The sequence below is a fragment of the Paralcaligenes ureilyticus genome, assembly GCF_004346225.1.
GTDB classification, from domain to species: domain Bacteria; phylum Pseudomonadota; class Gammaproteobacteria; order Burkholderiales; family Burkholderiaceae_B; genus Paralcaligenes; species Paralcaligenes ureilyticus.
Genome location: NZ_SMAJ01000001.1, coordinates 57,410 through 82,091, shown reverse-complemented (window position 1 = coordinate 82,091; position 24,682 = coordinate 57,410). Strand labels below are relative to the sequence as shown.

At 58.3% G+C, this 24,682-nt stretch carries 27 protein-coding genes; 16 read left to right on the top strand and 11 right to left on the bottom strand.

The window, feature by feature from the left end; translation table 11 throughout:
• The first annotated feature begins 470 nt into the window (after nt 1-470).
• The 8 genes from soxC to soxB are packed head-to-tail and all read left to right on the top strand — an operon-like array spanning nt 471 to nt 7,627.
• On the top strand, nt 471-1,853 hold the full coding sequence (gene soxC / locus EDC26_RS00430) for a sulfite dehydrogenase (RefSeq protein ID WP_132579304.1): 1,383 nt from the start codon (nt 471-473) through the stop codon (nt 1,851-1,853).
• Nucleotides 1,837-2,979, top strand: a complete 1,143-nt coding sequence (locus EDC26_RS00425; protein ID WP_132579303.1) for a c-type cytochrome — start codon at nt 1,837-1,839, stop codon at nt 2,977-2,979. The genes soxC and EDC26_RS00425 overlap by 17 nt, the downstream gene beginning before the upstream one ends.
• 36 nt (nt 2,980-3,015) lie before the next feature.
• Nucleotides 3,016-3,483 carry a thiosulfate oxidation carrier protein SoxY gene (soxY, locus tag EDC26_RS00420; protein WP_132579302.1) on the top strand — a complete coding sequence of 156 codons (468 nt, stop codon included), beginning with the start codon at nt 3,016-3,018 and terminating at the stop codon, nt 3,481-3,483.
• Nucleotides 3,484-3,541: 58 nt separating this feature from the next.
• On the top strand, nt 3,542-3,856 hold the full coding sequence (gene soxZ / locus EDC26_RS00415; RefSeq protein WP_132579301.1) for a thiosulfate oxidation carrier complex protein SoxZ: 315 nt from the start codon (nt 3,542-3,544) through the stop codon (nt 3,854-3,856).
• A 36-nt stretch (nt 3,857-3,892) separates the two neighbouring features.
• A complete protein-coding gene (gene soxA, locus EDC26_RS00410; protein WP_132579300.1) occupies nt 3,893-4,714 on the top strand; it encodes a sulfur oxidation c-type cytochrome SoxA in 822 nt (273 codons plus the stop codon).
• Nucleotides 4,715-4,727: 13 nt separating this feature from the next.
• Nucleotides 4,728-5,381: a sulfur oxidation c-type cytochrome SoxX gene (soxX, locus tag EDC26_RS00405; RefSeq protein WP_132579299.1), complete on the top strand. Its 654-nt coding sequence runs from the start codon at nt 4,728-4,730 to the stop codon at nt 5,379-5,381.
• A 14-nt stretch (nt 5,382-5,395) separates the two neighbouring features.
• Nucleotides 5,396-5,908, top strand: a complete 513-nt coding sequence (locus EDC26_RS00400; protein ID WP_132579298.1) for a TlpA family protein disulfide reductase — start codon at nt 5,396-5,398, stop codon at nt 5,906-5,908.
• A gap of 9 nt (nt 5,909-5,917) precedes the next feature.
• Nucleotides 5,918-7,627: a thiosulfohydrolase SoxB gene (gene soxB, locus EDC26_RS00395; protein WP_207915039.1), complete on the top strand. Its 1,710-nt coding sequence runs from the start codon at nt 5,918-5,920 to the stop codon at nt 7,625-7,627.
• A 161-nt stretch (nt 7,628-7,788) separates the two neighbouring features.
• Here the strand turns inward: soxB and EDC26_RS00390 are convergent, their stop codons facing one another.
• From EDC26_RS00390 to EDC26_RS00360, 7 genes are all read right to left on the bottom strand, one after another.
• A complete protein-coding gene (locus EDC26_RS00390; protein ID WP_132579296.1) occupies nt 7,789-8,208 on the bottom strand; it encodes a DsrE family protein in 420 nt (139 codons plus the stop codon).
• 42 nt (nt 8,209-8,250) lie between these two features.
• Entirely contained in the window at nt 8,251-9,456 is a 1,206-nt protein-coding gene (locus tag EDC26_RS00385) for a molybdopterin molybdotransferase MoeA (RefSeq protein WP_132579295.1), read from the bottom strand.
• An 11-nt stretch (nt 9,457-9,467) separates the two neighbouring features.
• Complete coding sequence (gene moaB, locus EDC26_RS00380; RefSeq protein WP_132579633.1) at nt 9,468-9,989, bottom strand: molybdenum cofactor biosynthesis protein B; 522 nt, start codon at nt 9,987-9,989, stop codon at nt 9,468-9,470.
• A 163-nt stretch (nt 9,990-10,152) separates the two neighbouring features.
• The gene (locus EDC26_RS00375) at nt 10,153-10,623 is read right to left on the bottom strand and encodes a molybdenum cofactor biosynthesis protein MoaE (RefSeq protein WP_132579294.1); all 471 of its coding nucleotides are present in this window, start codon (nt 10,621-10,623) and stop codon (nt 10,153-10,155) included.
• A 4-nt stretch (nt 10,624-10,627) separates the two neighbouring features.
• Complete coding sequence (locus EDC26_RS00370; RefSeq protein ID WP_132579293.1) at nt 10,628-10,879, bottom strand: MoaD/ThiS family protein; 252 nt, start codon at nt 10,877-10,879, stop codon at nt 10,628-10,630.
• Nucleotides 10,860-11,357 carry a cyclic pyranopterin monophosphate synthase MoaC gene (moaC, locus tag EDC26_RS00365; protein WP_132579292.1) on the bottom strand — a complete coding sequence of 166 codons (498 nt, stop codon included), beginning with the start codon at nt 11,355-11,357 and terminating at the stop codon, nt 10,860-10,862. The genes EDC26_RS00370 and moaC overlap by 20 nt, the downstream gene beginning before the upstream one ends.
• Nucleotides 11,358-11,414: 57 nt before the next feature.
• Nucleotides 11,415-11,807 carry a hypothetical protein gene (locus EDC26_RS00360; protein ID WP_132579291.1) on the bottom strand — a complete coding sequence of 131 codons (393 nt, stop codon included), beginning with the start codon at nt 11,805-11,807 and terminating at the stop codon, nt 11,415-11,417.
• Between the two features lie 230 nt (nt 11,808-12,037).
• Between EDC26_RS00360 and EDC26_RS00355 the strand changes: the two genes are divergently transcribed.
• Together EDC26_RS00355 and EDC26_RS00350 are read left to right on the top strand one after the other, a co-directional pair.
• A complete protein-coding gene (locus EDC26_RS00355; protein WP_132579290.1) occupies nt 12,038-12,541 on the top strand; it encodes a peroxiredoxin in 504 nt (167 codons plus the stop codon).
• Nucleotides 12,542-12,577: 36 nt separating this feature from the next.
• A complete protein-coding gene (locus tag EDC26_RS00350; RefSeq protein ID WP_132579289.1) occupies nt 12,578-13,855 on the top strand; it encodes an MFS transporter in 1,278 nt (425 codons plus the stop codon).
• Between the two features lie 70 nt (nt 13,856-13,925).
• Here the strand turns inward: EDC26_RS00350 and EDC26_RS00345 are convergent, their stop codons facing one another.
• Nucleotides 13,926-14,786, bottom strand: a complete 861-nt coding sequence (locus tag EDC26_RS00345) for a DMT family transporter (protein ID WP_207915027.1) — start codon at nt 14,784-14,786, stop codon at nt 13,926-13,928.
• A 450-nt stretch (nt 14,787-15,236) separates the two neighbouring features.
• On the opposite strand from EDC26_RS00345, the gene EDC26_RS00340 reads away from it, so the two are divergent.
• The 5 genes from EDC26_RS00340 (at nt 15,237) to EDC26_RS00320 (ending at nt 20,334) form a co-directional block, all read left to right on the top strand.
• A complete protein-coding gene (locus EDC26_RS00340) occupies nt 15,237-16,208 on the top strand; it encodes an ATP-grasp domain-containing protein (RefSeq protein ID WP_132579288.1) in 972 nt (323 codons plus the stop codon).
• Nucleotides 16,209-16,441: 233 nt separating this feature from the next.
• Nucleotides 16,442-17,119, top strand: coding sequence for a nitroreductase (locus EDC26_RS00335; protein WP_132579287.1), 678 nt, complete (start codon nt 16,442-16,444; stop codon nt 17,117-17,119).
• A gap of 144 nt (nt 17,120-17,263) precedes the next feature.
• On the top strand, nt 17,264-18,256 hold the full coding sequence (locus EDC26_RS00330; protein ID WP_243700744.1) for a Bug family tripartite tricarboxylate transporter substrate binding protein: 993 nt from the start codon (nt 17,264-17,266) through the stop codon (nt 18,254-18,256).
• A 62-nt stretch (nt 18,257-18,318) separates the two neighbouring features.
• Nucleotides 18,319-19,341: a membrane dipeptidase gene (locus tag EDC26_RS00325; protein WP_132579285.1), complete on the top strand. Its 1,023-nt coding sequence runs from the start codon at nt 18,319-18,321 to the stop codon at nt 19,339-19,341.
• A 15-nt stretch (nt 19,342-19,356) separates the two neighbouring features.
• On the top strand, nt 19,357-20,334 hold the full coding sequence (locus EDC26_RS00320) for a Bug family tripartite tricarboxylate transporter substrate binding protein (RefSeq protein ID WP_243700729.1): 978 nt from the start codon (nt 19,357-19,359) through the stop codon (nt 20,332-20,334).
• 12 nt (nt 20,335-20,346) lie between these two features.
• On the opposite strand, the gene EDC26_RS00315 is transcribed toward EDC26_RS00320, so the two are convergent.
• The 3 genes from EDC26_RS00315 to EDC26_RS00305 all read right to left on the bottom strand — a co-directional run bounded on the left by EDC26_RS00315 (nt 20,347) and on the right by EDC26_RS00305 (nt 23,158).
• Nucleotides 20,347-21,318 (bottom strand): LysR family transcriptional regulator, encoded by a 972-nt coding sequence (locus tag EDC26_RS00315; protein WP_132579283.1) that lies wholly within the window; start codon nt 21,316-21,318, stop codon nt 20,347-20,349.
• 87 nt (nt 21,319-21,405) lie between these two features.
• Nucleotides 21,406-22,419 carry a Bug family tripartite tricarboxylate transporter substrate binding protein gene (locus tag EDC26_RS00310; protein ID WP_132579282.1) on the bottom strand — a complete coding sequence of 338 codons (1,014 nt, stop codon included), beginning with the start codon at nt 22,417-22,419 and terminating at the stop codon, nt 21,406-21,408.
• A complete protein-coding gene (locus EDC26_RS00305) occupies nt 22,373-23,158 on the bottom strand; it encodes a polysaccharide deacetylase family protein (protein WP_132579281.1) in 786 nt (261 codons plus the stop codon). The genes EDC26_RS00310 and EDC26_RS00305 overlap by 47 nt, the downstream gene beginning before the upstream one ends.
• Nucleotides 23,159-23,420: 262 nt before the next feature.
• Between EDC26_RS00305 and EDC26_RS00300 the strand changes: the two genes are divergently transcribed.
• Nucleotides 23,421-24,674 carry a sarcosine oxidase subunit beta family protein gene (locus EDC26_RS00300; RefSeq protein WP_132579280.1) on the top strand — a complete coding sequence of 418 codons (1,254 nt, stop codon included), beginning with the start codon at nt 23,421-23,423 and terminating at the stop codon, nt 24,672-24,674.
• The last annotated feature ends 8 nt before the right edge of the window (nt 24,675-24,682 follow it).

The following is a 24,682-nucleotide window of genomic DNA, read 5'->3' as shown; positions in this document are numbered from 1 at the left end:
CGCCACCCCTTGTGGGTGGCATTCGCTGCACGTAGCATTTCCGGTAAGTGACGTTTGATGAATGGCATCTTATCGTGGGCATCAATCCTATTTTGGCTAAAAACCTTCTAGCCCCGCGTCGTGGGCGGTTAAGGCGGTTCGGGCTCCGACGTGCCCGAGTCGCCCGCCCCACCTTAACCGCCCACGACGCTAGCGTGGTCGTCGACGTTGTAGCGCCACCCCTTGTGGGTGGCATGGCGTTCTAAAAATACCGCTTTGGTTCTCAACGGTTCTGGCAGCCACAAGGGCTGCCGCTACAAAAACGCACCCGCCGTGCCGTAGGGGCGACCCTTGTGGTCGCCATCATCCTCACGAGCACCATTCCGTTTTTACAAATTCTGACCATGCTCTCCCTCAATTTCAGGATTAACCCTAATTAGATTTTTGAGTTATTAATATATTATTAAAAGGGATATAGAAAGGAGAGAGATTTGAGTTCCCGTAACAAATCGGCTGCTCCGGCGGGCCGGTTGCAAAGAGCTCCCGAGGGGTTTGTCTCGGGCGAATTGATTGATGATATCGTCAGGCATGGCCTGGATGACACGCGGCGGGGGTTTTTGAAAAGAAGCTTTCTGGCGGCGGGTGCGGCGTTGGCGGCGGGTTCGCCGGTGGCCGCTATGGCTGGGCAGGCGGCCAAGTCGGGTGCCAAAGGCGACCCGATGATTCTGGAGCCTCGTCCGTGGAGCACGGTGCTGGGCAAGCCGGTGGCGTTTCATCCTTACGGTGTGCCCTCCAAATATGAAGCCAATCTGCAGCGGCGGCAATCTCCTGGTTTGACGCCCACGCCGCAGGCGTCGGTGGCGTTTGCTCCTTTGCAGGGTTTCTTTGGCATCATCACCCCGAACGGGCTGCATTTCGAGCGGCATCATCAGGGCTGGGTCGATGTCGATCCGGAGCAGCATCGTTTCATGATCAACGGCATGGTCAAAGAGGCCAAGGTCTACACCATGGATGATCTGATGCGCTTGCCGGCTGTATCCAAAGTGCATTTCATCGAGTGCGGCGCCAACACGGGCATGGAGTGGGGCAATGCCGCGGTTCCGACGGTGCAATATACGCACGGCATGCTGTCGTGCTGCGAATTTACCGGCGTGCCGCTGAAAGTCTTGCTGGACGATTGCGGCGCCGATCTGAAAAACGGCAAGTTCATTCTGGCCGAGGGCAATGACGGGTCGAGCCTGACGCGCACGATTTCGATGGGGGCGGCCCTGGACGATGCCATGGTGGCCTGGGGCATGAATGGCGAAATGCTGCGTCCGGAAAACGGCTATCCCCTACGCCTGGTGGTGCCGGGCGTGCAGGGCGTGTCGTGGGTCAAGTGGCTGCGCCGCATCAAGGTGGGCGACAAGCCCTGGAATACGATGGGCGAAACCTCGACCTATGTGGATCTGATGCCCGATGGGATGTTGCGCCAGTACACCTCCATTCAAGAGTGCAAATCCGTCATTACCTCGCCGTCGGGTGGGCAGATGCTGTTGTCCAAGGGTTTTTTCAACGTCAGCGGCCTGGCCTGGTCGGGGCGCGGCAAAATCAAGCAGGTGGACGTTTCGTTCGACGGCGGCCGAAACTGGAAGACGGCGCGTCTGGAAACGCCGGTGCTGGATAAGTGCCTGACCCGGTTCAATATCGACTGGGTATGGGACGGCTCTCCATCGATTCTGCAAAGCCGCGCGATCGATAGCACGGGTTTTGTGCAGCCCAGATATGGTCAGCTGACCAAGGTGCGCGGCACGCGATCGACTTATCACAATAATGCGATTCAATCGTGGAATGTCGCGGCGACCGGGGAGGTATCCAATGTCCATGTGGATTAAATCCGGCCTGGCCGCAGGCGTATTGCTGGCGGGGTTGGCCGGGCCGGCGCAGGCTCACGACAATTTCGGCATAGGCCGCGCGGCGACAGGCGCCGAGGTCGATGCCTGGAATATCGATGTGCGGCCCGACTTCAAAGGCCTGCCGGTGGGTAGCGGCACGGTGGAGAAGGGCAATGCCATCTGGGATGCGACCTGTGCGTCCTGCCATGGCTCTTTTGGGGAAAGCAATTCCTTCTTCGCCGCCCTGGTCGGGGGCACGACCGACGCGGATATCAAGAGCGGTCACGTGGCCTCGCTGACGAGCCCCACCCAGCCGGTGCGCACCACCTTCATGAAGGTGGATACGATTTCAACCGTGTGGGATTTCATCCATCGCGCCATGCCCTGGAACAATCCCAAGTCCTTGAAGCCCGACGATGTTTATGCGGTGCTGGCCTACCTGCTGAATCTGGCCGATATCGTGCCTGCGGATTTCACCCTGTCGGACAAAAATATCGCTCAGGTGCAGGCAAAAATGCCCAATCGCGATGGCATGGTGTTCTGGAAGGGGCTTTGGGAGGTCGACGGCAAGCCCGATACGCACAACACGGCCTGCATGAAGGATTGCGTGGCCAAGCCGGTGGTGACGTCCAGCCTGCCGCCGGAGGCACGCGACATGAACGGCGATCTGGCGGCGCAGATGCGCATTGTGGGGCCGGTGCGCGGCGCCGATACGCTTAAGCCCGCACCCACCGCGGCGGTGGACGAAAACGCGGCCGCCGCCAGGCGTTACGCACGCAGCACTCTGGCCATGAGCGCGGCGCCCGCGGCGGCATCGGTGGGCAAAGTAGAAGGCAAGAAGGCGCTTGATGCAAAAGAGGACGCCGATGCCGTTAAACTAGCAACAGCCAATGCGTGCATGGCCTGTCATGCGGTGGATAAAAAAATTCTGGGCCCGTCATTTTTGGATATTGCCAAAAAATATAAAGGTCAGGATGACGCCATGCAAAAATTGGCGGGGAAAGTCCGCGACGGAGGGAGCGGAGTTTGGGGGGCTGTGCCCATGCCGCCTCACCCGAATATCAGCGATGCCGATTTAAAATCGATGCTTCGATGGATTCTGGCGGGGGCGCCGGCAGGACACTGACTAAAAATGATTTGATTAAATAAAGAGGAGTAATGCATGAATCACCAGCGTAGAGACGTACTGCGGATGGGTACGGTATTGAGTTTGGCCGTGGCGGCGGGGGTTGTGCGGCCCGAGCAGGCTCGAGCCGCACAAGAGCAATGGAATAAAGAGGCATTTACCGTCCATAAGGTCGACGATGTGGTGAAGGCGCTGGGAGGGTCGAATTCGGCCGCAAGCGACCAGATCACTTTGGTGGCGCCCGACATTGCCGAAAATGGCGCCGTAGTGCCGGTGGGTGTGGTCAGCAAGCTGCCTAAAACCACGCAGATATCCGTGCTCGTACCCAATAATCCGGCCGCTCTGGCCGCTTCATTCGACATCCCGGAAGATTCGCTGCCCGATATCGCGACGCGCATCAAGATGGGTAAAACCTCCGATGTCTATGCCCTGGTCAAGGCCGATGGCAAATACTATACGGTGCATAAAGAGATCAAGGTAACGCTGGGCGGTTGCGGCGGCTAAGGCGCCGGTAAAGCATCCTCCACACATCATCGAATCAAGGAATCAGGGAGTAACTCAAATGGCAAGCAGACCGATGCGCATACGCGCCGTGGAAAAAGACGGCGTCACCGAAGTGAAAGTGCTGATGAGCCACATCATGGAGACGGGTCAGCGCAAAGACAGCGATGGCAAGATCGTTCCCGCGCACTTTATCGACCTGGTCGAAGCTAAATGCAATGACAAAACAGTATTGACGGCGCAATGGGGCCCGGCCGTGTCGCGCGACCCGTTTCTGTCTTTCAAATTCAAGGGGGGCAAAAAGGGCGACAAGATCTCCGTGTCCTGGAAGGACAACGAGGGCGGCAGCCGCACCGATACGGCAGAAGTCCACTAATCGCCCTGCAGGGGGGAAGTCTAAGGAGAAGGCATTATGAATAAACAAATCCTGAGTGCGCTTGCCTTGCTGATGGGCGGCGCCTTGTTGTCGTCGGGCTCTGTTCTGGCGGCCGAGAGCGCGGCCGACGGCATTGCTCAATATCGCGAGATGCTAAGCGACGGCGGCAATCCGGCCGACCTGATCGTCGATACAGGCAAAGAATTATGGGCCGAAAAACGCGGACCCAAGAATGCGTCGCTTGAGAAATGCGATCTTGGCATGGGGCCGGGCGTGGTGAAGGGCGCGTATGCACATATGCCGCGCTATTTCAAAGACGCCGACAAGGTCATGGATCTGGAGTCGCGCCTGCTGTATTGCATGGTGAATCTGCAAGGCATGGATGCCGCCGGCGTCATCAAGAAGGCCATTTCCAAGTCCGGCGAGTATTCCTCCGACATGGAGTCGCTGGTCGGATACGTGGTTGCGCAGTCCAAAGGCGTGAAAATCGCTGTTCCGCAAACCAATCAGCACGAGCGCGATGCGTTTGCGCGCGGCAAGGAAATTTTCTTTTTCCGCGGCGGGCCCTACGATTTCGCCTGTGCGTCCTGTCATAGCGTGACGGGCCAGCGTATCCGCCTGCAAGACCTGCCCAATTTGACCAAGGCGGGTCCGGCGCAGGAGGCTTATTCCAGTTGGCCCGCATACCGGGTTTCGCAAGGCGCCTTGCGCACCATGCAGTGGCGCCTGCAAGACTGCTTTCGTCAGCAGCGCATGCCGGTCCTGAAATACGGTTCGCAGGCTTCGATCGATCTCACGGTTTTTCTTGGCGTGAACGCCAGCGGCGGCCATATGGCGGCGCCAGGTCTGAAACGGTAATTGGGGAGCCCACATGAAAATATCAAAATTTGCACCATGCGCCGCGTTAATTTTTCTGGCGGCGGCGTCCGGCGCCGTATCGGCAGCCGAACAGGCCGCCGCCGTTGACCACAAAGCGCTGGTAGAAGAACTGAAGGCTTCGTTTTCCGAAAGGGGCACGGCCAAGCTTGACCGCTTCGACCAGTCGCCCATGCAGGCTGCCTGTTCTCAGGCGGGCCTCACGGGCAAGCCGCTCTCCAAGGCGGAAACGGCCGCCATTACCAAAGCGGCTCTGGCGAGCGTCAAGCTGCCCGCCGATGGCCAGTATCTGGGCAACTGGAAGGCCGGCGAGAAAGTTGCCCAAAGCGGCAAGGGCATGCAGTATACCGATAAGCCCGGCAGCGTCAGCGGCGGCAATTGCTACGCCTGCCATCAAATGACCAAGGCCGAAATTTCGTACGGCAACATTGGGCCTTCGTTATTGCATTACGGCGCCCAGCGCGGAAACGGTAAAGAGGTCATCGCTTATACGTGGAACAAAATCTACGATTCGCATGCCAGCAGCGCGTGTTCGGTCATGCCGCGGTTCGGCGCGGCCGGCATCCTGACCGAAACGCAATTGAAAGATGTCATGGCGTTGTTGCTTGATCCCAAGTCGCCGGTGAATGACGACTCGGTCAAGCCCTGAAAGGAAGTTGTCCTATGTGGCAAAATAAATTTGCTGCGAATGTGCTGGCCGTTGTGATGACGCTGGGGCTGACGGGTGCGGCGCTGGCTCAGGCTGAACCCGTTGCGGGGGCCAGCATTGATCTTCCTGCCGTTACCCTGCTCGATGGCCGGCAGCTGCCTGCCGGCCATTTTCAGGGCAAGCCTGTGATTGTCGAGTACTGGGCGTCGTGGTGTCCGTTTTGCGCGCGCCAGAATCCCTATTTGCAAAAACTGACGGTGCTGGCACAGGATAAAGGTCTGGAGATACTGACGGTCAGCATCGACCGGCACGAGTCGGCGGCCAAAGACTATGTGGCCAGCCACCACTATACGTTTCCGGTCGCCATGGAGACGCCCGAACTGCTCAAGGTATTTGGCAAGCGCAAGGTCATACCGCAAATCTTCGTGATCAAGGCCGATGGCAAGCTGGCCGAGGTGATTCCCGGAGAAATGTTCGAGGAGGATGTCCTCGATCTCGTTAAATATGCCCCTAAATCGTCCGGATAAATTTTAATGATCAGTCGTCGCGAATTTTTACAGGTTTTGGCTATTGCGGCGGCGGGGGGCATGAGCCTGTCGCACTCGCCGCGCGCCGCGGCGCAGGCCGCCAAAGATTTTTACGATTTGCCCAAGTTCGGCAATGTGCACTTTCTGCATTTTACCGATTGCCACGCGCAGCTTATGCCTATTTATTTTCGCGAACCCAGCGTTAATCTGGGGATTGCGGCTGCGGTGAATCAGCCGCCCCATTTGGTGGGCGATTATTTTCTGAAGAAATTCGGGGTGACGCCCGGCTCGGCGCAGGCCTATGCGTTTACCTGCCTGGATTTTGAGAATGCCGCCAAACAATACGGCAAGGTAGGCGGGTTTGCTCACTTGGCTACGTTGATCAAGCAAATCAAGGCCGGCCGTCCCGGCGCACTGCTCCTCGATGGCGGCGACACCTGGCAGGGGTCGGCCACCGCCTTGTGGACCAAAGGCCAGGACATGGTTGATGCCGCCCTGGCGCTGGGCGTCGACATCATGACCGCCCATTGGGAATTTACCTTGGGCCAGGATCGGGTCAAAGAAGTGGTCGAGCACGATTTCAAAGGCAAGATCGATTTCATTGCGCAAAATATCGAAACCGCCGACTTCGGCGACCCGGTGTTTCCGCCCTACACCCTGCGAGAGATGAACGGCGTGAAGCTGGCGGTGATCGGCCAGGCCTTCCCGTATACGCCGATTGCCAACCCGCGTTATATGGTGGCCGACTGGACCTTCGGCATACAGGAAGAACACTTGCAGAAGGTGATCGACGAGGTGCGCGGCAAAGGCGCCCAGGCTGTGGTGCTGCTGTCGCATAACGGCATGGATGTGGATCTTAAGCTGGCGTCCCGGGTGCATGGTCTGGATGCAATCCTGGGCGGCCATACTCATGACGGTGTCCCCGAGCCGGTGCTTGTTTCGAATTCCGGCGGCAAGACCCTGGTGACCAATGCCGGCAGCAATGGCAAGTTTCTGGCCGTGCTTGATTTTGATGTCAAAGACGGCAAGGTGGCGGACTTTCGTTATAAGCTGATGCCGGTTTTTGCCCGCTACCTGGATTCCGATCCAGCCATGGCGGCGCTGATCGAAAAAGCGCGCGCGCCTTTTGCCGCCAAGCTGGCCGAGCCGCTGGCCGTGACCGACGGCACCTTGTATCGGCGCGGCAATTTCAACGGTACGTTCGATCAATTGATTCTGGATGCCCTCATGGCGCAGAAGGGTGCCGAGATCGGGTTTTCGCCGGGTTTCCGCTGGGGCACGAGCCTCTTGCCCGGAGCCACCATCACCATGGAAAACCTGATGGAGCAGACGGCGATTACCTATCCGTACACGACCCTCACCGAGATGCCCGGCAGTCAGATCAAGACGGTGCTGGAAGACGTGGCCGACAATCTGTTCAATCCCGACCCGTATTATCAGCAAGGCGGCGACATGGTGCGCGTGGGCGGCATGCAGTACACCATCGAGCCCAACAAACCGTCAGGTCAGCGCATCAGCGACATGAGCATCAACGGCCGCGCGATTGAGGCTGATAAAAACTACAAGGTTGCCGGCTGGGCGCCGGTCGCCGAAGGCGCCAAAGGCGAGCCGGCCTGGGATGTGGTGGCGCGTTACCTGCGGGACAAGAAAACCATTGGGTCGTTGACGCTGAATGAACCCAAGGTCAAGGGCGTGGCAGGAAATCGCGGGATGGTGTGAGGGGGAATGGCAGCCACAAGGGCTGCCGCTACAGGAACCTACCTGTGATTTTGTAGCGACAGGCCTTGTGCCTGTCATCGATGCAAGATACCGTCTTGATTGTCATGATTTTGCCACCCACAAGGGGTGGCGCTACAAGGCCTGTCGCGACAGGCCTGCCGTTACGGCTTGATGTACGCGTAGCCCTCGTTTTGCAACTTGGTGATGAGCACCACGCCGGAGGGGGTGAAGTTGGCTTCCATGATGAAGTCGTCTTTCTTGAGGTTGCGGTTCTTGAGCGTGATTTCGCAGACTTCGAAATCGACCCCGCGTGCGGCCAAGGCTGCGACCAGGGGGCCGACCTTGGCGGCGTCTTTGTAATTGGTCATGAGGAAGTCCACACCTTTGGCGTGTGTGGCCACCACAATCTTGGTGTCGGGGGCCGTGTCGAGCTGGTTGCGCACATTGCGCAGGGCGGCCAGGGCCTGATGTTCGGCATCGTCGATATGATAGACCACGCGCGGCGGCTGGGCGGCGAGGGTCAGGCTGGCAAAGCCCAGAAGCCCAACGCTAAGAATGAGTGTGAGAAACTTCTTGATCATGATGTGGTCTCCGGATCCATGTGCTGCGGGTTGTTTAATTGCTTAGGCCAGCCAGTGCCGGTAATCGTAATAGGGTACGACATCGCCGTTTCCAACCGCGGTGTTGACGCGAATCCGCGCAAAGCCGCTGGCCCAGGGCAGAGAGCTGATAATGCCCGACCCCTGTTTATCGTAAGGAATAAGCTCGGGCAGGTCTTGCGCTGTGGGGATTGCCCGCACGCGCAAGAACTCTTCGCGTGTTTCCTTGAATTCCTTGGCCGTTTTCAAGCATCCGAACTGGACGGGCGGCATGATGTCGCGCCGTCCCTGCATGGCGCGTATCAAGGGGCTGACCAACAAGGCAAAAACGGAAAACGCCGAGACCGGATTGCCCGGCAGGCAGACGATGGGTTTATGGCGGGCGTGCGCAAGCGCCACGGGCTTGCCCGGCTTCATGCACACGCGCCATAGATCCAGCGTGCCGCCGGCCTGCTCGATGGCAGGCTTGACCAGGTCTTTTTCGCCGACCGAGACGCCGCCCACCGTCAGGATCAGGTCGCAGTCCTTGAGCAGGGTGGCCAACGCCTTTTTCAGTGACGCGGGGGTATCGAGTGCGTGCAGAACGTGCACGACCTGGGCGCCCAGCCGGTCGACCAGTGCGGCCAGCATAGGGCCGTTGGAGTTGAAAATCTGCTCGGTCTTGCGGGGCTGGCCCGGGAAGGCCAGCTCGTCGCCGGTGGTGAGAATGCCCACCTTGAGCTGAGGGTAAACGGGCAGGTCAACCAGCCCTTGAGAGGCCAGGACGGCGACGTGGGCAGCCTCGAGACGCGTTCCTTCGGCCAGTAGAACATCGCCCTTGTGCACATCTTCGCCTTGCCTGCGCACATGTGTGCCGTTTTTTGGTTTCAGCCGAATATCCAGCAGGTTGTCGACTTCGGCGCAGTCTTCCTGCATGACCACGGTGTCGGCGCCTTCGGGCATCAGGCTTCCGGTAAAAAGGCGTATGGTCTGGCCTTCCTGCAATGCTTGCGGCCGTACACCGGCAAAGCAGCGCTGTTGTACGGGGAATTTGCGGCCCGGCTGATAATCGGCGTAGCGGATGGCATAGCCGTCCATGGCGCTATTGTCGGCAGGCGGCAGGTCGAGCGTGGCGACGACGGGTTGGGCCAGCACGCGTCCGGCCGCCCGATACAAGGGACAGGTTTCCGCGGCCTCGGGGCGTTTGCCGGCCTGGGCCAGACGGGATTGGGCAGTATCGAAATCAAGCATGGGAGTGTGTTCTAACGGTTTTGATAGTGGCTGGCGAAATTGCAGGGGCGATGCGTGCTGTCGAGCTGCTGGCCGATGATGCCCTCCCAGGCTGTTTTGCACGCGCCGGTGGATCCGGGCACGCAAAAGATCAGGGTGTCATTGGCCGAGCCGGCAAAGGCGTCCGATTGCAGCGACGAACTGCCGATTTCAAGATAGGATAAATGCCGGAACAATTCGCCAAAGCCCGAGATAACGCTGTCGAGCAGCGGCGTGATGGCGGCTGCCGTCGATTTCCGGTGCGTATAGCCGGTGCCCCCGTTGGTGATGATTACCTGAATTTGCTCGTCGGCGATCCAGTCGCTGAGGGTGCGGCGAATCTGGTACAGATTGCCGCCGCATATCGCGCGTTTGGCGCAGCGGTGGCCGTTCGCCTGCAAACGGTCGGCCAGGTAATCGCCCGAGCTGTCATCGGCGGCGCTGCGTGAGTCCGATATGGTCAGGACCGCGCAGTTCAGGACGGCTTTGGGTTTGTCTGCAGACGCTTTGCTCATGTTGGGTCCGGTGGTGTTGATGTAGCGGCAGCCCTTGTGGCTGCCATGACTTTCTTGCATGAATGGCACCCACAAGGGGTGCCGCTACGACGTTTTCTTGCATAAATTGGTACAGCGGGTTCTTGCCTATATGGCACCCACAAGGGGTGCCGCTACATGGGATTCAGGTGGGCGGGTCGGTGGGCGGCGCGTCCCATAGGGCGGTCTTGTCGGCGTCGGCGCTGTGCTGTTGCACCCAGAAGCTTTCGCCGCTGTCCAGGGTTTCGCGTTTCCAGAAGGGTGCGCGGGTTTTCAGGGCATCGATAATGTATTCGCAGGCTCTGAAGGCATTGCCGCGATGGGCGCTGGCGACCGCCACGAAAACAATCTGTTCTTTATGCTGCAAGCGCCCTACGCGGTGCACGACCAGCGTTTCCAGTGCGTGCCAGCGGGCTTGGGCCGTGGCGCAGATGGTGTCGATTTCGCGCTCGCACATGCCCGGATAATGTTCGAGAAACAGCGTTTTGGTCGCCGCGTCGTCGGAATAATCCCGCACATAGCCTGTGAAAGTGACAATAGCGCCCGCCGCGTGGCGTCCGCGCAATTGTGCAAGCAGGTCGGCGGCATTGAAGTCGGCTTCTTGAACGATAACCACGCTGCTAGCCTCCGGTCACCGGTTCGAATACCGCGACTTCGTCGCCGGGTTGAATCAGGTGCTCGTGTGGAATGTGATATTGATTGACAGCCAGTTTGAGGCGCGTAGCGGGCGCGAGCTGCGGATAGCGGGATTCAAGCTGGATCAGCCAGTCGCCGCCTTTGATGGCGGCCGCCAGCGGCCAGACTTCCTGACGGGTGCGGGTCAGCTCTGCCACTTGGGCAAAGTACAAGACCTTAATTTCTGCGCCACTCACCGCTTTTGCCTCCGGATTTGTAATCGAGCCTGATGGTTTCCAGAACGATGCCCTTGTCGGCCGCCTTGCACATATCGTAGATGGTCAATGCCGCAATGCTGCAGGCGGTCATGGCTTCCATTTCGACGCCGGTTTTGTAGTCGGTGCGGCACGTGGCCTTGATGGTAATGGCATGGTCGGCGTCGCTCAGGAAAAATTCGATGCCGGCAAAGCTGAGCGGCAGGCTGTGACACAGAGGGATGAGTTCGGCGCAGCGTTTGGCGGCCAGCACTCCCGCTACGCGGGCGGTATTGAGCACTTCGCCCTTACCGTTTTCCTGTGCGGTGAGAAGACGATAGGCCGCGGCGCTCATGCGCACCCGGCCCTCTGCAATCGCCGTGCGCTGAGTGGGTGTTTTGCTGCTGACATCCACCATGCGGATTTGCCCGGACTCATCCAGGTGGCTGAGAGTCAGGTCGGTTGTCGGTATTTCGGTCATGGGCCAAGTCAGAAAAATGCCATAGCCCTATGATATACGGAATAGACCCGTGCCGGGTCAGGTGTCGAGCGCGTCTTTGACGGTTTCGTAATCGATGCTGATGTCGTGGCGAAAGCCGCTGATAGCGTTTTGCCCCTTGACGCTCGCCAGGCTTGCCCGGTCTTCGACCAGTTTTTTGCCTTCGATCATGCCGCGCTCGAACAAGGCTTCGAATTGTTCGATCTGCGCGCCGTGTTCCGTGGCGTAACGCGTCAGGTGCGCCCGGGCGGTGGTACGGTGTTTGTCCAAATCCTCTTCGCTGGCGCCCAGGGCATCGGCGGCGCCGTTCGTGGCGCCGGACATGACGACCCATTGATCGAGCGACGTATCGGGGTCTATGTTTGGGGCGGCGTACGCGCTGCCCAGCAAGGCCATGGACAGAATGGCGGCTGAAAGCTTGGGTAGTATCACATGGAGCTCCCTGTAAAAGTGCGGTGCAGATTCGCCACCGCTCAGTGGGTACTATTGTGCTCGACAAGCGTTACCAAGTCGTGAAATAAGCGTGTGGAAATGTGTCGACCGGAACGCTGCTGTAAAAAGGCTTTTTGCGCCGCGACATAATCATTGACAACGTCGTATGATTACAAGTTCCAGCCTTCATGCGAAGGCAAGCGGTAACCGTTGCAAGCAAGGAGCATTAAATGACTATAAAAGTAGGTGATCGCGTTCCCGACGCCACATTGACTGAATTCATCGAAACCGAGACGGCGGGCTGCACGCTCGGGCCAAACAGCTTCAAAGTCGCTGATCTGACCAAGGGTAAAACGATAGCCCTGTGCGCAGTGCCGGGCGCTTTTACGCCCACGTGCTCCAATCAGCATCTGCCGGGCTATCTCGAATTAAGCGACAAACTGAAAGCCAAGGGAGTGGACGAGGTATGGTGTGTGTCCGTCAATGACCCCTTTGTGATGGGGGCCTGGGGCCGCGACCAGGGTGTAAACGGCCGGGTGCGCATGCTGGCCGACGGCAGCGCCGAATGGGTCCGTAAGCTGGGTCTGGACCTGGACTTGTCCGGCCGCGGCCTGGGCGTGCGGTCGCGGCGTTTTTCGGCCATTTTGAAAGACGGGGTGGTCAAGCACCTTAACCTCGAAGAGGGCACCGCGCTCAAAGTAAGCGATGCCGCAACCCTGCTGGGCCAACTCTAAGGATTTAGCGCGCCGATCCCATGACCCCGCACGCTTATGTTTAAGTCGGTCGCTTCGTTTTTTTCTTTATTCATTGCGACGCTTTTACTGCAATCGGGCGCAGGCCTGTTCAACACCTATGTAGGCCTGCGTTTCACCGCCACTTCGGTGTCCGAACTCTGGGTGGGCGCGGTCATCGCAGCGTATTACCTGGGCCTGGTCTTTGGCGCGCGGATTGGCCACCAGCTGATTATCCGGGTCGGCCATATTCGCGCCTTTGTGGCCAGCGCCGCGATTGTCACGATCACCGTGCTGGTTCAGTCGCTCGTCGACAATTTGTGGGTGTGGCTGGCCTGCCGCTTTGTCGCGGGCATAGGCATGGTTACGCAGTTCATGGTGATTGAAAGCTGGCTTAACGAGCAGACCGAAAACCATCTGCGCGGGCGTGTGTTTGCGTTCTATATGGTGTTCTCCGGCCTGGGCACGGTAGCGGGGCAGCTGTCCATTACGCTGTTTCCTTTTCTGAACTACGAGCCGCTGGTGTTTGTCGCCATGAGCACCGCCTTGTGCCTTGTGCCGGTCGCGCTGACTGGGCGCACGCACCCTGCGGTGCAGTTGCCCGCGCCCATCATGATCAAGTATTACCTGGCGCGCGTGCCGATGTCCCTGCTGGCTTTTTTTATTACCGGAAATATTAATGGCGCGTTTTATGCGCTGGCGGCGGTGTATGCGGTCAAGGCGGGTTTGTCCAGCAATCAGGCGGCTGTGTACCTGGCGGCCGCCGTGGCGGCCGGCCTGTTGGCGCAGTGGCCCATGGGGTGGTTGGCGGACCGGCTTAATCGGGCTAGCCTGATTCGCGCCAATGCGTTTCTGCTATTGCTGGTGACTATTCCTCTGTGGGGCTGGTGGCAGTTCCCGTATTGGGCTTTGCTGTCGTTCTCGGCCGCTTATGGGATTTTGCAGTTCACGATGTACCCGCTGGGCGCGGCGTTTGCCAACGACAATATCGAACCTGAGCGCCGGGTAGGCTTGAGCGCGGTTTTGTTGATGGTCTACGGCGTGGGTGCTTGTATAGGCCCCATGTTGGTGGGTGCCTTGATGCGCGGCATCAGTTCCGGCATGTTTTATGTGTTTGTGTCGGCATGCGCTGTGGTGATGATTGTTTTTATCCACCCACGAAAGGTCACTGGCAAGAATCGCAGCGGGGATGCTCCAACCAGCTTTGTGCCTATGCCCGGCAGCATGCAGGGCTCGCCGGCGGCGGTTGTGCTGGATCCGCGGATCGACGTTAGCCGCGATGTGTCCCGGGATCCTCCGCCGGAAACCGGGTCGTAGCGGTACTCCTTGGTAGCGGCACCCCTTGTGGGTGCCACAGCCCATTAAATTAGCGCTTGCGTCTATAGGCCTATTTTGGGATAAGGATCACAATCGCAGCAATCGCCAGCCCTATGCCCAGCACATTGAACCAGGACAGCTTTTCCTTGAAAAAACCGGCGCCTACCAGCGTGCCTACTGAAATTACGCCGATATTCATGGCCGAGAATACCAGAGTCGGGTTGTGCGGAAAGACCTGGTGCGCGCGGATATAAAAATAGATATTGCCGAAATTGAGCAGACCCAGAATTACGCCAGCCACGATGTTGCGCAGGCTCCACGAACTGCGTTGGATCGTCAGGAACAGCAGCATGAGCACGCCGGCGAGCACAAAGGTCGCAAACAGGCTGCTGGAAAATACCGCACCGCTTTTGGCAAGCTGCTTGAACAGGATGTCGATGGTGCCGTAGCCCACCCAAACGCATAACAGCAGGGCTGCTGTTTTACCCAGGTTGCCGCCGTTGCCTGTTGTGCGGGGGCGGATCAGCAGGCAGGCCAGGGCGATTAGCGCGGTGGCGATGCCGATCAGCTTGCCCGTCGATGGCGCTTCGCCAAAGAGGAGAAAGGCAGCGATTAGCGGGAGGAACAGCGAGAGGCGTTGCGCGGCATCGCTCAAGACGATCCCCGCATGCCGGACGGCGCCCGCCATGGCGAGGAATATGCCGGGCAGCAACACACCAAGCGCGATCAGTACCCACCACGGTGTGCTGGGTTTGAGCAGCGACGCCGGATTGGGCTGCAGAATGAACAAGCATAAAGCGGCCGCGATCACGTAATTGACGGCAATCGCTTGGCCGATTTCAATTCTTTGCTGACGCGCCACCTTTAGCAGTACCGATACGGCGACGCTGCATCCGATGCTGACAATCAGGGTGTAAATAGGATGAATCATAAGAAGCCAGTGAGGGGATGAATGGGATTTAAACGGTGGCGGCGACGGGCGCCGATCGACGAATTGCAGCGATAGTAGGGAGTGTGGCGCGTATGCGCAAGCGCGAGACAGGCGTTTAATGCACGGAATTAAAAGAATTTGATCCGCTATTGAATGAAATTACGGCATGTATGCGACAAGGGCGTTCGATGTGCAGCGATTTTCTGCCTGAGTTGAAGTTGTGTCTAAATGAAACAGTCCATGTAGCGGCAGCCTTTGTGGGTGCCATATCCCGTCGGCCACACCGTCCGCCTAATATAAAAACTCGCAATCAAAGCCCATCCTATAGATCGCAGGCTGATATACATATGAATATTGCGTCGTTCTCAACCGGGGGTCGAATCGCTATGCTGGCTAAGTCCAATTAGCGCGCAGGCGTATCCGCGCCGTGCGCATCATCAAAAGACGATCATGCCGAAAATCTATGTGATTCACGAAAATGCCGTATGGGTCGAGCCGCTGCGCGCCGCGTTTGCCGAGCTTGATCTGCCCTACGAGGAATGGTTTTTAAACGAAGGCCTGCTGGATCTTTCCAGCGCGCCGCCTGAAGGCGTGTTTTATAACCGCATGAGCGCTTCGTCGCATAGCCGCGGCCATCGCTACGCTCCAGAATACACCGCCGGCGTGCTGGCCTGGCTCGAGTCGCATGGCCGCCGCGTCGTCAACAACAGCCGTGCGTTGCAGCTCGAGGTCAGTAAAATTGGGCAGTACGCCGCCCTGGCCAACTACGGCATCCGCACGCCCTACACCATCGCGGCGGTGGGCCATGACAACATCATTGCCGCTGCGGGCAAAATGCATGGATCGTTCATTACGAAACATAATCGTGCCGGCAAGGGGCTTGGCGTGCACCTGTTCCACAGCGTGGACGCATTGAAAAAACACGTTGAAAGCCCGGAATTCGAGGACTCCATCGACGGGATCACCCTGATTCAGGAATATATCCGTTCTCCGGAGCCTTACATCACCCGTGTCGAATTCATCGGCGGCCGCTTCCTGTATGCGGTGCGTGTCGATACCTCGCTGGGCTTCGAGCTCTGCCCGGCCGATGTGTGCCAGGTGGGCGACGCGTTTTGCCCCGTCGGCGAAACGGCGCCCACGCCCGCCGCGCCGCGCTTTCAGATCATCGAAGGGTTCAATAATCCGATCACCGAGCGCTATCGCCGCTTTATCGGCGATAACGGTATCGGCATTTCGGGTATCGAATTCATTACCGATTCGCGCGGCGAAATCTACACCTACGACGTCAATACCAATACCAACTACAACAGCGCCGCCGAAGCCGAGGCAGGCCTTTTCGGCATGCGTACGATAGCCGCCTATCTGGGCGACGAGCTGCACAAGCTCGTCGAGGCTCGCGAGGAATTGACGGTCGCGGCCTGATTGGCGCCATATTTACCGGCAGGTATGTTCCTGTAGTGGCACCCCTTGTGGGTGCCATATTTGTATGAAAGCCGGCGATTCACCTCATCCGCGTGAAGATGATTATTATTAGCGCTTGGCAGCCACAAGGGCTGCCACTACATGCGGCGGGTGTGTTTATGTAGCGGCACCCTTTGTGGCTGCCACGCCCGCTATCTATCACGACGCCATTTGTTGGAAGGACAAGCCAAATAATGGATACATCTCAAATCGTTCTGGACGCTATTACCTCGCGTAAAAGCGTCAGGGGCTTCTTGCCAAAAGCCGTCGACATAAGCCTGATCGAAAAAATACTTGCCGCCGCGGCCCGGGCGCCCAGCGGCAACAATATCCAGCCATGGAAGGTGCATGTCGTAACCGGAACCAAGCGCGATGAACTCTCGAGGGCGCTGGTCGACGCGCACAATCAAAAGCGGCCCGAAACTCGGGAGTACGAATATTATCCGGTCGCCTGGCGCAGCCCTTATATAGAAAGGCGGCGCGAAACGGGCTGGGGCCTGTACGGAACGCTCGGCATACGCAAAGGCGACCGGGAGGCGACGGCGCGGCAGCACGGAAAGAACTATCTGTTTTTCCAGGCGCCTGTCGTGTTCATCTTCACGATCGACAACGACCTTGAAAAAGGCAGTTGGCTGGACTATGGCATGTTCTTGCAGAACATCATGGTCGCGGCCCGGGGCTGCGGTCTGCATACCTGCCCGCAGGCGGCTCTGGCGAATTATCCCGATATAGTCAAAAGCCTTCTTGGCATCGGCGATGATCAAGTGGTGGTTTGCGGCATGTCCATGGGTTATGAAGACACCGGCTGTCTGGCGAATCGGTTCACGACCAGCCGCATTGATTTGAGCGAGTTCGTGACTTTTTGCGCGTAGTTCGTGGAATGTCACGCCATTAAAGAAAATACTGCGAAGCAGTAATTTGGCTCATGCAGTTTGTGAGCCGGGGTAGTGCAATCTATAGTAAAACCCCTTGTTCAAGCTCGTTACCCGCCATTTTTAGGAAAAAAGTTTGTGAGAATGCAGCTTCCCAACACAACGAGGCGGGCGGTAAGTGTGCTCGCCGCACTACTTGTCATGTTTGGCTCGCCCATGGTGCGGGCGCAGACCCCAGGCTGGCCCGCCGATCCGATAAAACTGATTGTTTCGTATCCGCCAGGCAGCGGCACAGATACGACCGCCCGGGTCCTGGCCGAGCGTATGTCTCGCAGCCTGGGGCAGCAGGTCATCGTAGAGAACCGGCCTGGTGCAAGCGGCAGGATAGGCACGCTTTCGGTGGTGCGGGCAAAACCCGACGGCTACACCCTTTTGTTCGGCACGGGCGCCGAACTGACTGCAGCGCCTATTACCGTCAAATCGCTGGCTTACGATCCTCTCAAAGATCTGCAGCCTGTCATGCTCATCAGCAAAAGCCTGGGAATGGTGGTTGCGTCGCCTGAATTTGCGCCCAACACATTGAGCGAGCTGGTCGCGGACGCCAAGGCTCATCCCGGAAAATTGAATTACGGCTCGGGTGGGCACAATTCGATTCCGCATCTCCTGGGCCAGCAATTCAATTTCGCCGCGGGAATCGAGACGACTCATGTTCCCTATAAGGGGGGTGGCCCCATGCTGATCGATCTGACCAGCGGGTTGCTGCAGTATGCCTTTAGTTCTCCGGGAGCCTCTCTGGCCTATGTGCAGGCTGGAAAGCTCAAGGCGCTGGCCATCGCGGCGCCGCATCGTCTGCCGGCACTGCCTGACGTTGCGACGATGGACGAACAGGGATTTCCCGGTTTCGATAACGGCACGTGGTTCGGGCTGCTCGCGCCTGCCCATACGCCTGCGGCGATTGTTACCCGTTTGCATGCGGTATTGCAATCTGCATTGGCCGCGCCGGAAGTCCGCAAGACGCTCAAGGAACTATATATCCAGCCAATCGCCAGCACGCCGGAAGAATTCGGCCGCTTCCTGCAATCCGAAACCGACCGGTATCGGCAGCTTGCAGCCCAATTGGGCATCAAGCCCGAATAAGGGCGGCATACTGCGACGCCGTATTGACTGCCATCCGACATCCATTTCAAGGAATACCCGTCATGCAAGGATCTTCAGCCATTCCACAGGCCAGTAGCGAAGCGAAGCGCTTTACGCAGGAAACATTTGTTTTCGATTGTCTGTCGCTCTTCTATGTCCTGGACGAGCCTTGGGCCGAACGCTGCTTGCAGGCGGGCGTGAATGCAGTGAACGTCACGTTCGGCACTGACCAGAACTGGGGCGATGCGTTGCGCAATTTCGATGTCGGCCTGGAAAAGATCGCCAAAAGTTCGCATCTTGCGCTGGCGACAAACGGCGCACAGATCGAGTCGGCGCGTAAGCAAGGCCGGCTGGCGGTCATCGTCGGCACGCAAGGATCGGCCATGGTCGATCTGGATTTTCACCGGCTGCGCACGATGGCTCGCATGGGCATGCGCTATTTCGGCCTGGCCTATACGGGGGCTACCTTATTTGCCGACGGTTGCGGCGAACGGCGCGACGCGGGGCTGACCTTTGCCGGCGAAGAACTGATCGACGCGGTCAATGAGCTGGACCTCATCCTGGATCTGTCGCATGCGGGACATCGCGCCCGAGCCGAAGGCGTCGTGCGGGCCAGGCATCCGGTGTGCACGCATTCCAACGCCTACACCGTGAACGCCAATGACCGCAACACCCGCGACGAAACGGCGCGGGCGATCGGGCAAAAGGGCGGTGTCATGGGCGTGTGTGGCCTGCCGCGCAGCGTCAGAGCCGCCGATCCGACGCTCAACGACATGCTGGACCACGGTGAGCACTGGATCCGAACCGTCGGCGTCGAGAACGTCGGCCTGGGACTGGACTTCACCGAAGGCTACAAGGCCGCGAAGAAGCTGATGCCGGCGTCCGTCCTATGGCGAACGCGGCGTCCGGATATTTTTGGCAGCGTCGACGAGTTCCTGACCCAGGACTACCCGCGCGGCCTGAGCACGATTCTTGAACTGGCCAACTTCACCCAGGGCATGTTCGACCGCGGCTATACCCGCGAACAGACCGCGGCGGTGCTTGGCGGCAACTGGCTGCGTCATTTTACTTCTGTCAATGGATAATCAACGGAGATGTCTATGTCCCTGCAACGCTGGTTAACCGTACTTGGAACCCTATGCATGCTGGCTGCCCCCGCAACAGGCATGGCGCAGGCAACGTGGCCATCCAAACCTGTCAGGCTCATCGTCGGTTATGCCCCTGGCGGCGGCACAGATGTTGCGGCGCGGATATTCGCAACGCAGCTGTCGCAGCAACTGGGTCAGGCCGTGGTGGTCGAAAATCGGCCTGGAGCGACCGGCAGAATCGGCACGAATCTGGTCGCCCGATCGACGCCCGATGGATATACCTTGTTGTTCGGAACCTCTGCCGAGTTGACGATTGCGCCGGTGACGTCTGCGGTGATGACCTATGATCCTCTCAAGGATCTGGAGCCGATTTCGCAAGTGGGCTGGCTACCGAACATGCTGGTGGCGTCGTCATCCTTTCCCCCGAATACGCTGACCGAGCTGATCGCCTATGCGAAGGCGCATCCGGGGAAGATCAACTACGGATCGGGCGGCCAGTATTCGCAACCCCATCTGATCGGCCTGCGGTTCAATCTGGCCGCAGACATCAATACGGTGCATGTGCCTTATAAAGGTAGCGGGCCGATGATTTCGGATTTGATCGCCGGTCAGATCCAGTATTCTTTCAGTTCGCCCCAGCCCATGGTCGACCTGATAAAGTCCGGCAAGCTGAAAGCCATATCGGTGCTCTCGCCAGACCGTTTGGCGACCATGCCGACGGTGCCGACGATGGCGCAGGCAGGCCTGCCGGGCTTCGTCGACAGCAATTGGGTGGGCCTGCTGGCGCCGCACGGTACACCGCACGAGGTCGTCGCGCGTTTGCATGCGGCAACGGTTGCGGCGCTGAAGTCGACGCAGTTGCAGAAAGCCTTCGGTAATCTGTATATTTTGCCCATTGGGGGAAGCCCGGATGAGCTGCTCCGATTCATGAAAGCCGAGATCGGCAAATATCGTGAGCTCGCGGCGGCCATCGGCCTGAAGCCCGAGTAAAGACGATGGCGGTCAGTCCCCGATGTCGTCTCCAGCCTTCATGACTCCTTTCAGCCATGGCATGAGGGCGAAGAGCGGCGGCAGGCATTCGGCCCGAAGGATCTCGTGCGTTCGTTTTGTAAGCGCACGCCCCATGGTCTCAAACTCGTCCCGGCGCACCAAAAGCGAGAGATCGCGGCTGATTCCTTCCTCGGGCAAGGGCTGCACCGAAATCCCTTCAAACTGTGGTCTGCCCTGGAGCAAGTGCAACGGGGTGGTGATTGCCCAGCCAACGCCCGCTGCGACCAGGCTGCACAGGACTTCGGCCGTTTCAACTTCCAGGCGGCGCTGATTGATCAGGCCCAATTTTTCCAGGTAGCGGTCGGTCAGGAGCCCCGCCGTGGAGCGTGCGCTGTATCGAACCAGCGGCAGGTTGCGCGCGATTTGCTTCAGGTTTGAATGCTGTGCATATTCCGAATGCTCTTTCGGAAGAACCAGAACAAAGGGCTCGCGAAGAAGCAAAAGGCTGAGTTCTTCAGCTTTGCAGTTGAGCAGTTCGCCGGATATGACGATATCCAGTTCACGCGCGCGGAATCCGCGTAGATGTTCGGGTGAAAAGCCCTGATAAACGAAAACATCGCGTGCGTACTCGCTAACGGTGCGGATGAGCGAGGGTCCGACTGTTGCCGCAAAGGAATCGAGCATGCCCATGCGCAGTCCGGGTACCGTGCCGCCGGCTTGAAGCGCAGATGTCAGGTGATCTGTGTCGGCCAGTATCCGGTGCGCATGCTGGCGCAGTATCGTGCCCGACGAGGTGAGTTGCAGCGGGCGGAACTCCCGATCGATCAATATCACGCCCAGGCCTTCCTCCATCTGGCGGATAGCCTGCGAGACGGCGGACTGCGTCATCCCCAGCTTCCTGGCCGCTGTCGTCATACTGCCCATTTCGCTGACCGCCAGGAACACCCTCATGGAACTGAGTTCGATTGTGAAGCGATTGCGCATGCCGGAAATCCTTTTCGGTTTGGCGACCTTGCATAATACGCGATACGGTAGTGTGGGCGTAGGCTCCGGGCAGTCCGATACGGCTGTTTATTGAGGTGCGATGCCGGCTTGTTTGATTTGTTCACCCCATATGGCACGATCTTTTTTCAGGAATTTACCGAAATCCGATGCGTTGAGTGTGGCGAGCTCAAATCCGATCGAATCGAGCGCGCTTGAAAATTCGGGGGCCGCCGCAACTTCCAGGACTGCCCGGCTGATGGTTTCGATATTTTGCGTGGGGGTACCGCTGGGGGCAAGCAAGCCAATCCAGGAGTGCATTTCGGGGACGAAATTCAAGCCCAGTTCCTTCATGGTGGGCACATCGGGGAGGTAGCGCGATCGTTTGTCGGTCAAGATGGCCAATGCGCGCAATTGATGGCCCCTGATGGCATTCAGACTGGTCGCGAATTCGGCGCACATGAAATCGATTTGCCCGCCGAGGAGGTCGGTAATCGCCTGCGGAGTGCCTTTGTATGGTACTGAAATCAAGTCGAGCTTGGCATTTTTTTTCAAAAGCTCCCCGCACACGGTTTGCATGCCGTAGGCGGTTCCGTAGGAGAACGATTTCGTGGTCGTGCGAGCCGCATCCAGGAACCCGGCCATGGTTTTCCATGGCGCTTCCTGGCGCACCACAACGGCTAGCGGAAACCCGCCAATACGTGCGATGGGCCTGAGGTCAGTGGCTGGGTTGTAGGGGATTTTCTTGAAGAACCAAGGGTTTTGCGACATCGTGGTGCCCGAGGCGGCCAGCAGCGTGTAGCCATCCGGCTTCGATCTCGCGCCGCGATCGGTTCCGATAATGCCGCTCGCGCCAGGGCGATTCTCGACAATGAACGGAACGCCGAGTTTGGCGTGCAAACCTTTGGCGAGCAGGCGGACAATGCTATCGGTTGCGGTTCCCACGGCAAACGGCACGATGATGGAAACCGGCTTTTCGGGATAGCCCGCCGCGGTGGCGGCTCCGGGCCCCGAGAAAAGGGATAAGGCAAACAGGAAAGCCCATATGGCCCGATTGCTAGGCAATCGTGGCAGCAAGCTCATCACAACGGGTAAAGTACGCATTTGGATGTTCCTTTATAAATTGGATGAAACGTTCAAGCATGCGAAGCCGTCCTGGGTGAGCAATGAGCTGAACATGCAGCGCCAAGCGAAAATACGACCCCTCCCGCTCGTAGAGGCCGCGAAAATCTTCTTTCCACATTTCCTCCACAGTCAGGGGCGGCCAGATTTGCCGGCCCGGCATCCCGCCGTACAAGAAGAAAGGGGCATCGGCCAAGTGCCACTCGACCGGTAGTTCAACCAGAGGAAGCGGCACGCCGTTGCGAACATGGCGGTAGGGCCGGGTGCTGTCGTGAAAATTGCTGGAAACCGAAACCCCTTCGTCGATCAGATAATCGATGGTGCGAGCGGTGATTTCCCACGAGGGGGCTTGCCATGTCACCGGACGGCGGCCTGTTATTTTCTCCAGGGTCTCGATGCCGGAGGCCAACTCTTTTCTTTCCTGACCGGCATCGAGAAGCGGCGGCGACAAATGGTTGTAGCCATGGCTTGCGACCTCGTGGCCGCGCCGGAAAATTTCCGTGACGGCCTCGGGATGACGGTGTGCGATCAGCCCGGGAATGAAGAATGTCGAGCGCACGTCGTGCCGATCGAGCACATCCAGGAGGGATTTCAGGCCTTCCCGGATTTCGTATGTACCATGCGAAAGAAGCACCGGCTTGCCGGCGTTTTCGGGGGACTTCCCAAGCCAGCTTGACTCGGCGTCCAGATCAATACCAAATACAACCGGGAAATTTTTCATGAGCGTCTGTCTCGTTGCAAGTCTTGGTGGAGTTGATGCGTGTCATGGCGCAGTTTCGTCGAAGTCCATGATTTCTTGCCGCCTTATAACGGAAGATTGCCTATAAGCATTAGTAATTCTTATTAAGTGCTTCCCCTCTGCCCGGGTATTAATAAATCTTATTCACCCCTCGTCTTTCTTTGATGGTGCTTGCCCAAGCCCCTGGTCGTCAGGCTTACTGGAACTGTTCCAGCAATAAACCTTTTCTTGACCGCCAATACTCATGAAGTATTCATTTTTCTCCCTCGCACGTAATGCTTTCAGCCACCACCGGGGCTGGATGCCGGCGTGGGATTCACCCGTACCGAAGAAACATTACGATGTCATCATCGTTGGGGGGGGAGGGCATGGCCTTGCGACGGCCTATTATCTTGCCAAGCTTCATGGCGTCAAAAATATCGCGGTAGTGGAAAAAGGTTGGATCGGGGGCGGCAACACGGGCCGCAATACGACACTGATTCGTTCCAACTACCTGCTCGACACCAACGCGCGGTTCTATGACTGGTCGCTCAAGCTGTGGGAGACGATGAGCCAGGAGCTCAATTACAACGTGATGTTCAGCCAGCGCGGCGTTCTCAATCTTGCGCACACCGATGCGCAGCAAGACGCCTATATTCGTCGCGGCAACGCAATGCGCATTAATGGCATCGATGCGGAATGGCTCGATCGCAAGCAAGTCGAAGAAATGGTCCCTCTGCTCGACAGCAGCGAGCGGCCCCGCTATCCCGTGATCGGCGGCCTATTGCAAAAGCGCGGCGGCGTTGCCCGTCATGATGCGGTAGCGTGGGGTTATGCGCGAGCGGCCAATGCGCTCGGCGTCGATATCCTGCAAAACTGCGAATGTATTGCGATCAAGCAGGAAGGCGGCAGGGTCAGGGGAATAGAGACGAATCAGGGTTTTATCGGAGCCCGCCAGGTGGGCATCGCCGTAGCCGGCCATACCAGTCAATTGGCCAGGATGGCCGGCTTCACCCTGCCGATCGAAAGCCATTTACTGCAAGCGTTCGTCAGCGAGCCGGTCAAACCGATCATCCATACGGTCGTGACCTACGGTGCCGGTCATTTCTACATGAGCCAATCCGACAAAGGCGAGCTGGTCATGGGCGGCGATCTGGATTTCTATAACAGCTATGCCCAAAAGGGGAATCTGTCGATTCTCGAGCATGCGACAGCTTGCGCAATGCAAATGTTTCCCTTCATCAGCCGTCTGCGAATGATGCGGCATTGGGGGGGCATCATGGATATGACGATGGACGGCAGTCCGATCATCAGCAAAACGCCATTGCAGAATTTTTATATCGACGGCGGCTGGTGTTACGGCGGCTTCAAGGCAACACCGGCGTCCGGATGGGTGTTCGCCCACACGATTGCTCACGACGAGCCGCACGAACTCAATCGAGGCTTCAACATGGATCGGTTCGAGCGCGGCTTCACTATCGACGAAAAGGGCAGCGGCCCAATCCCCAGCGCACAGTAAGGCCTTTG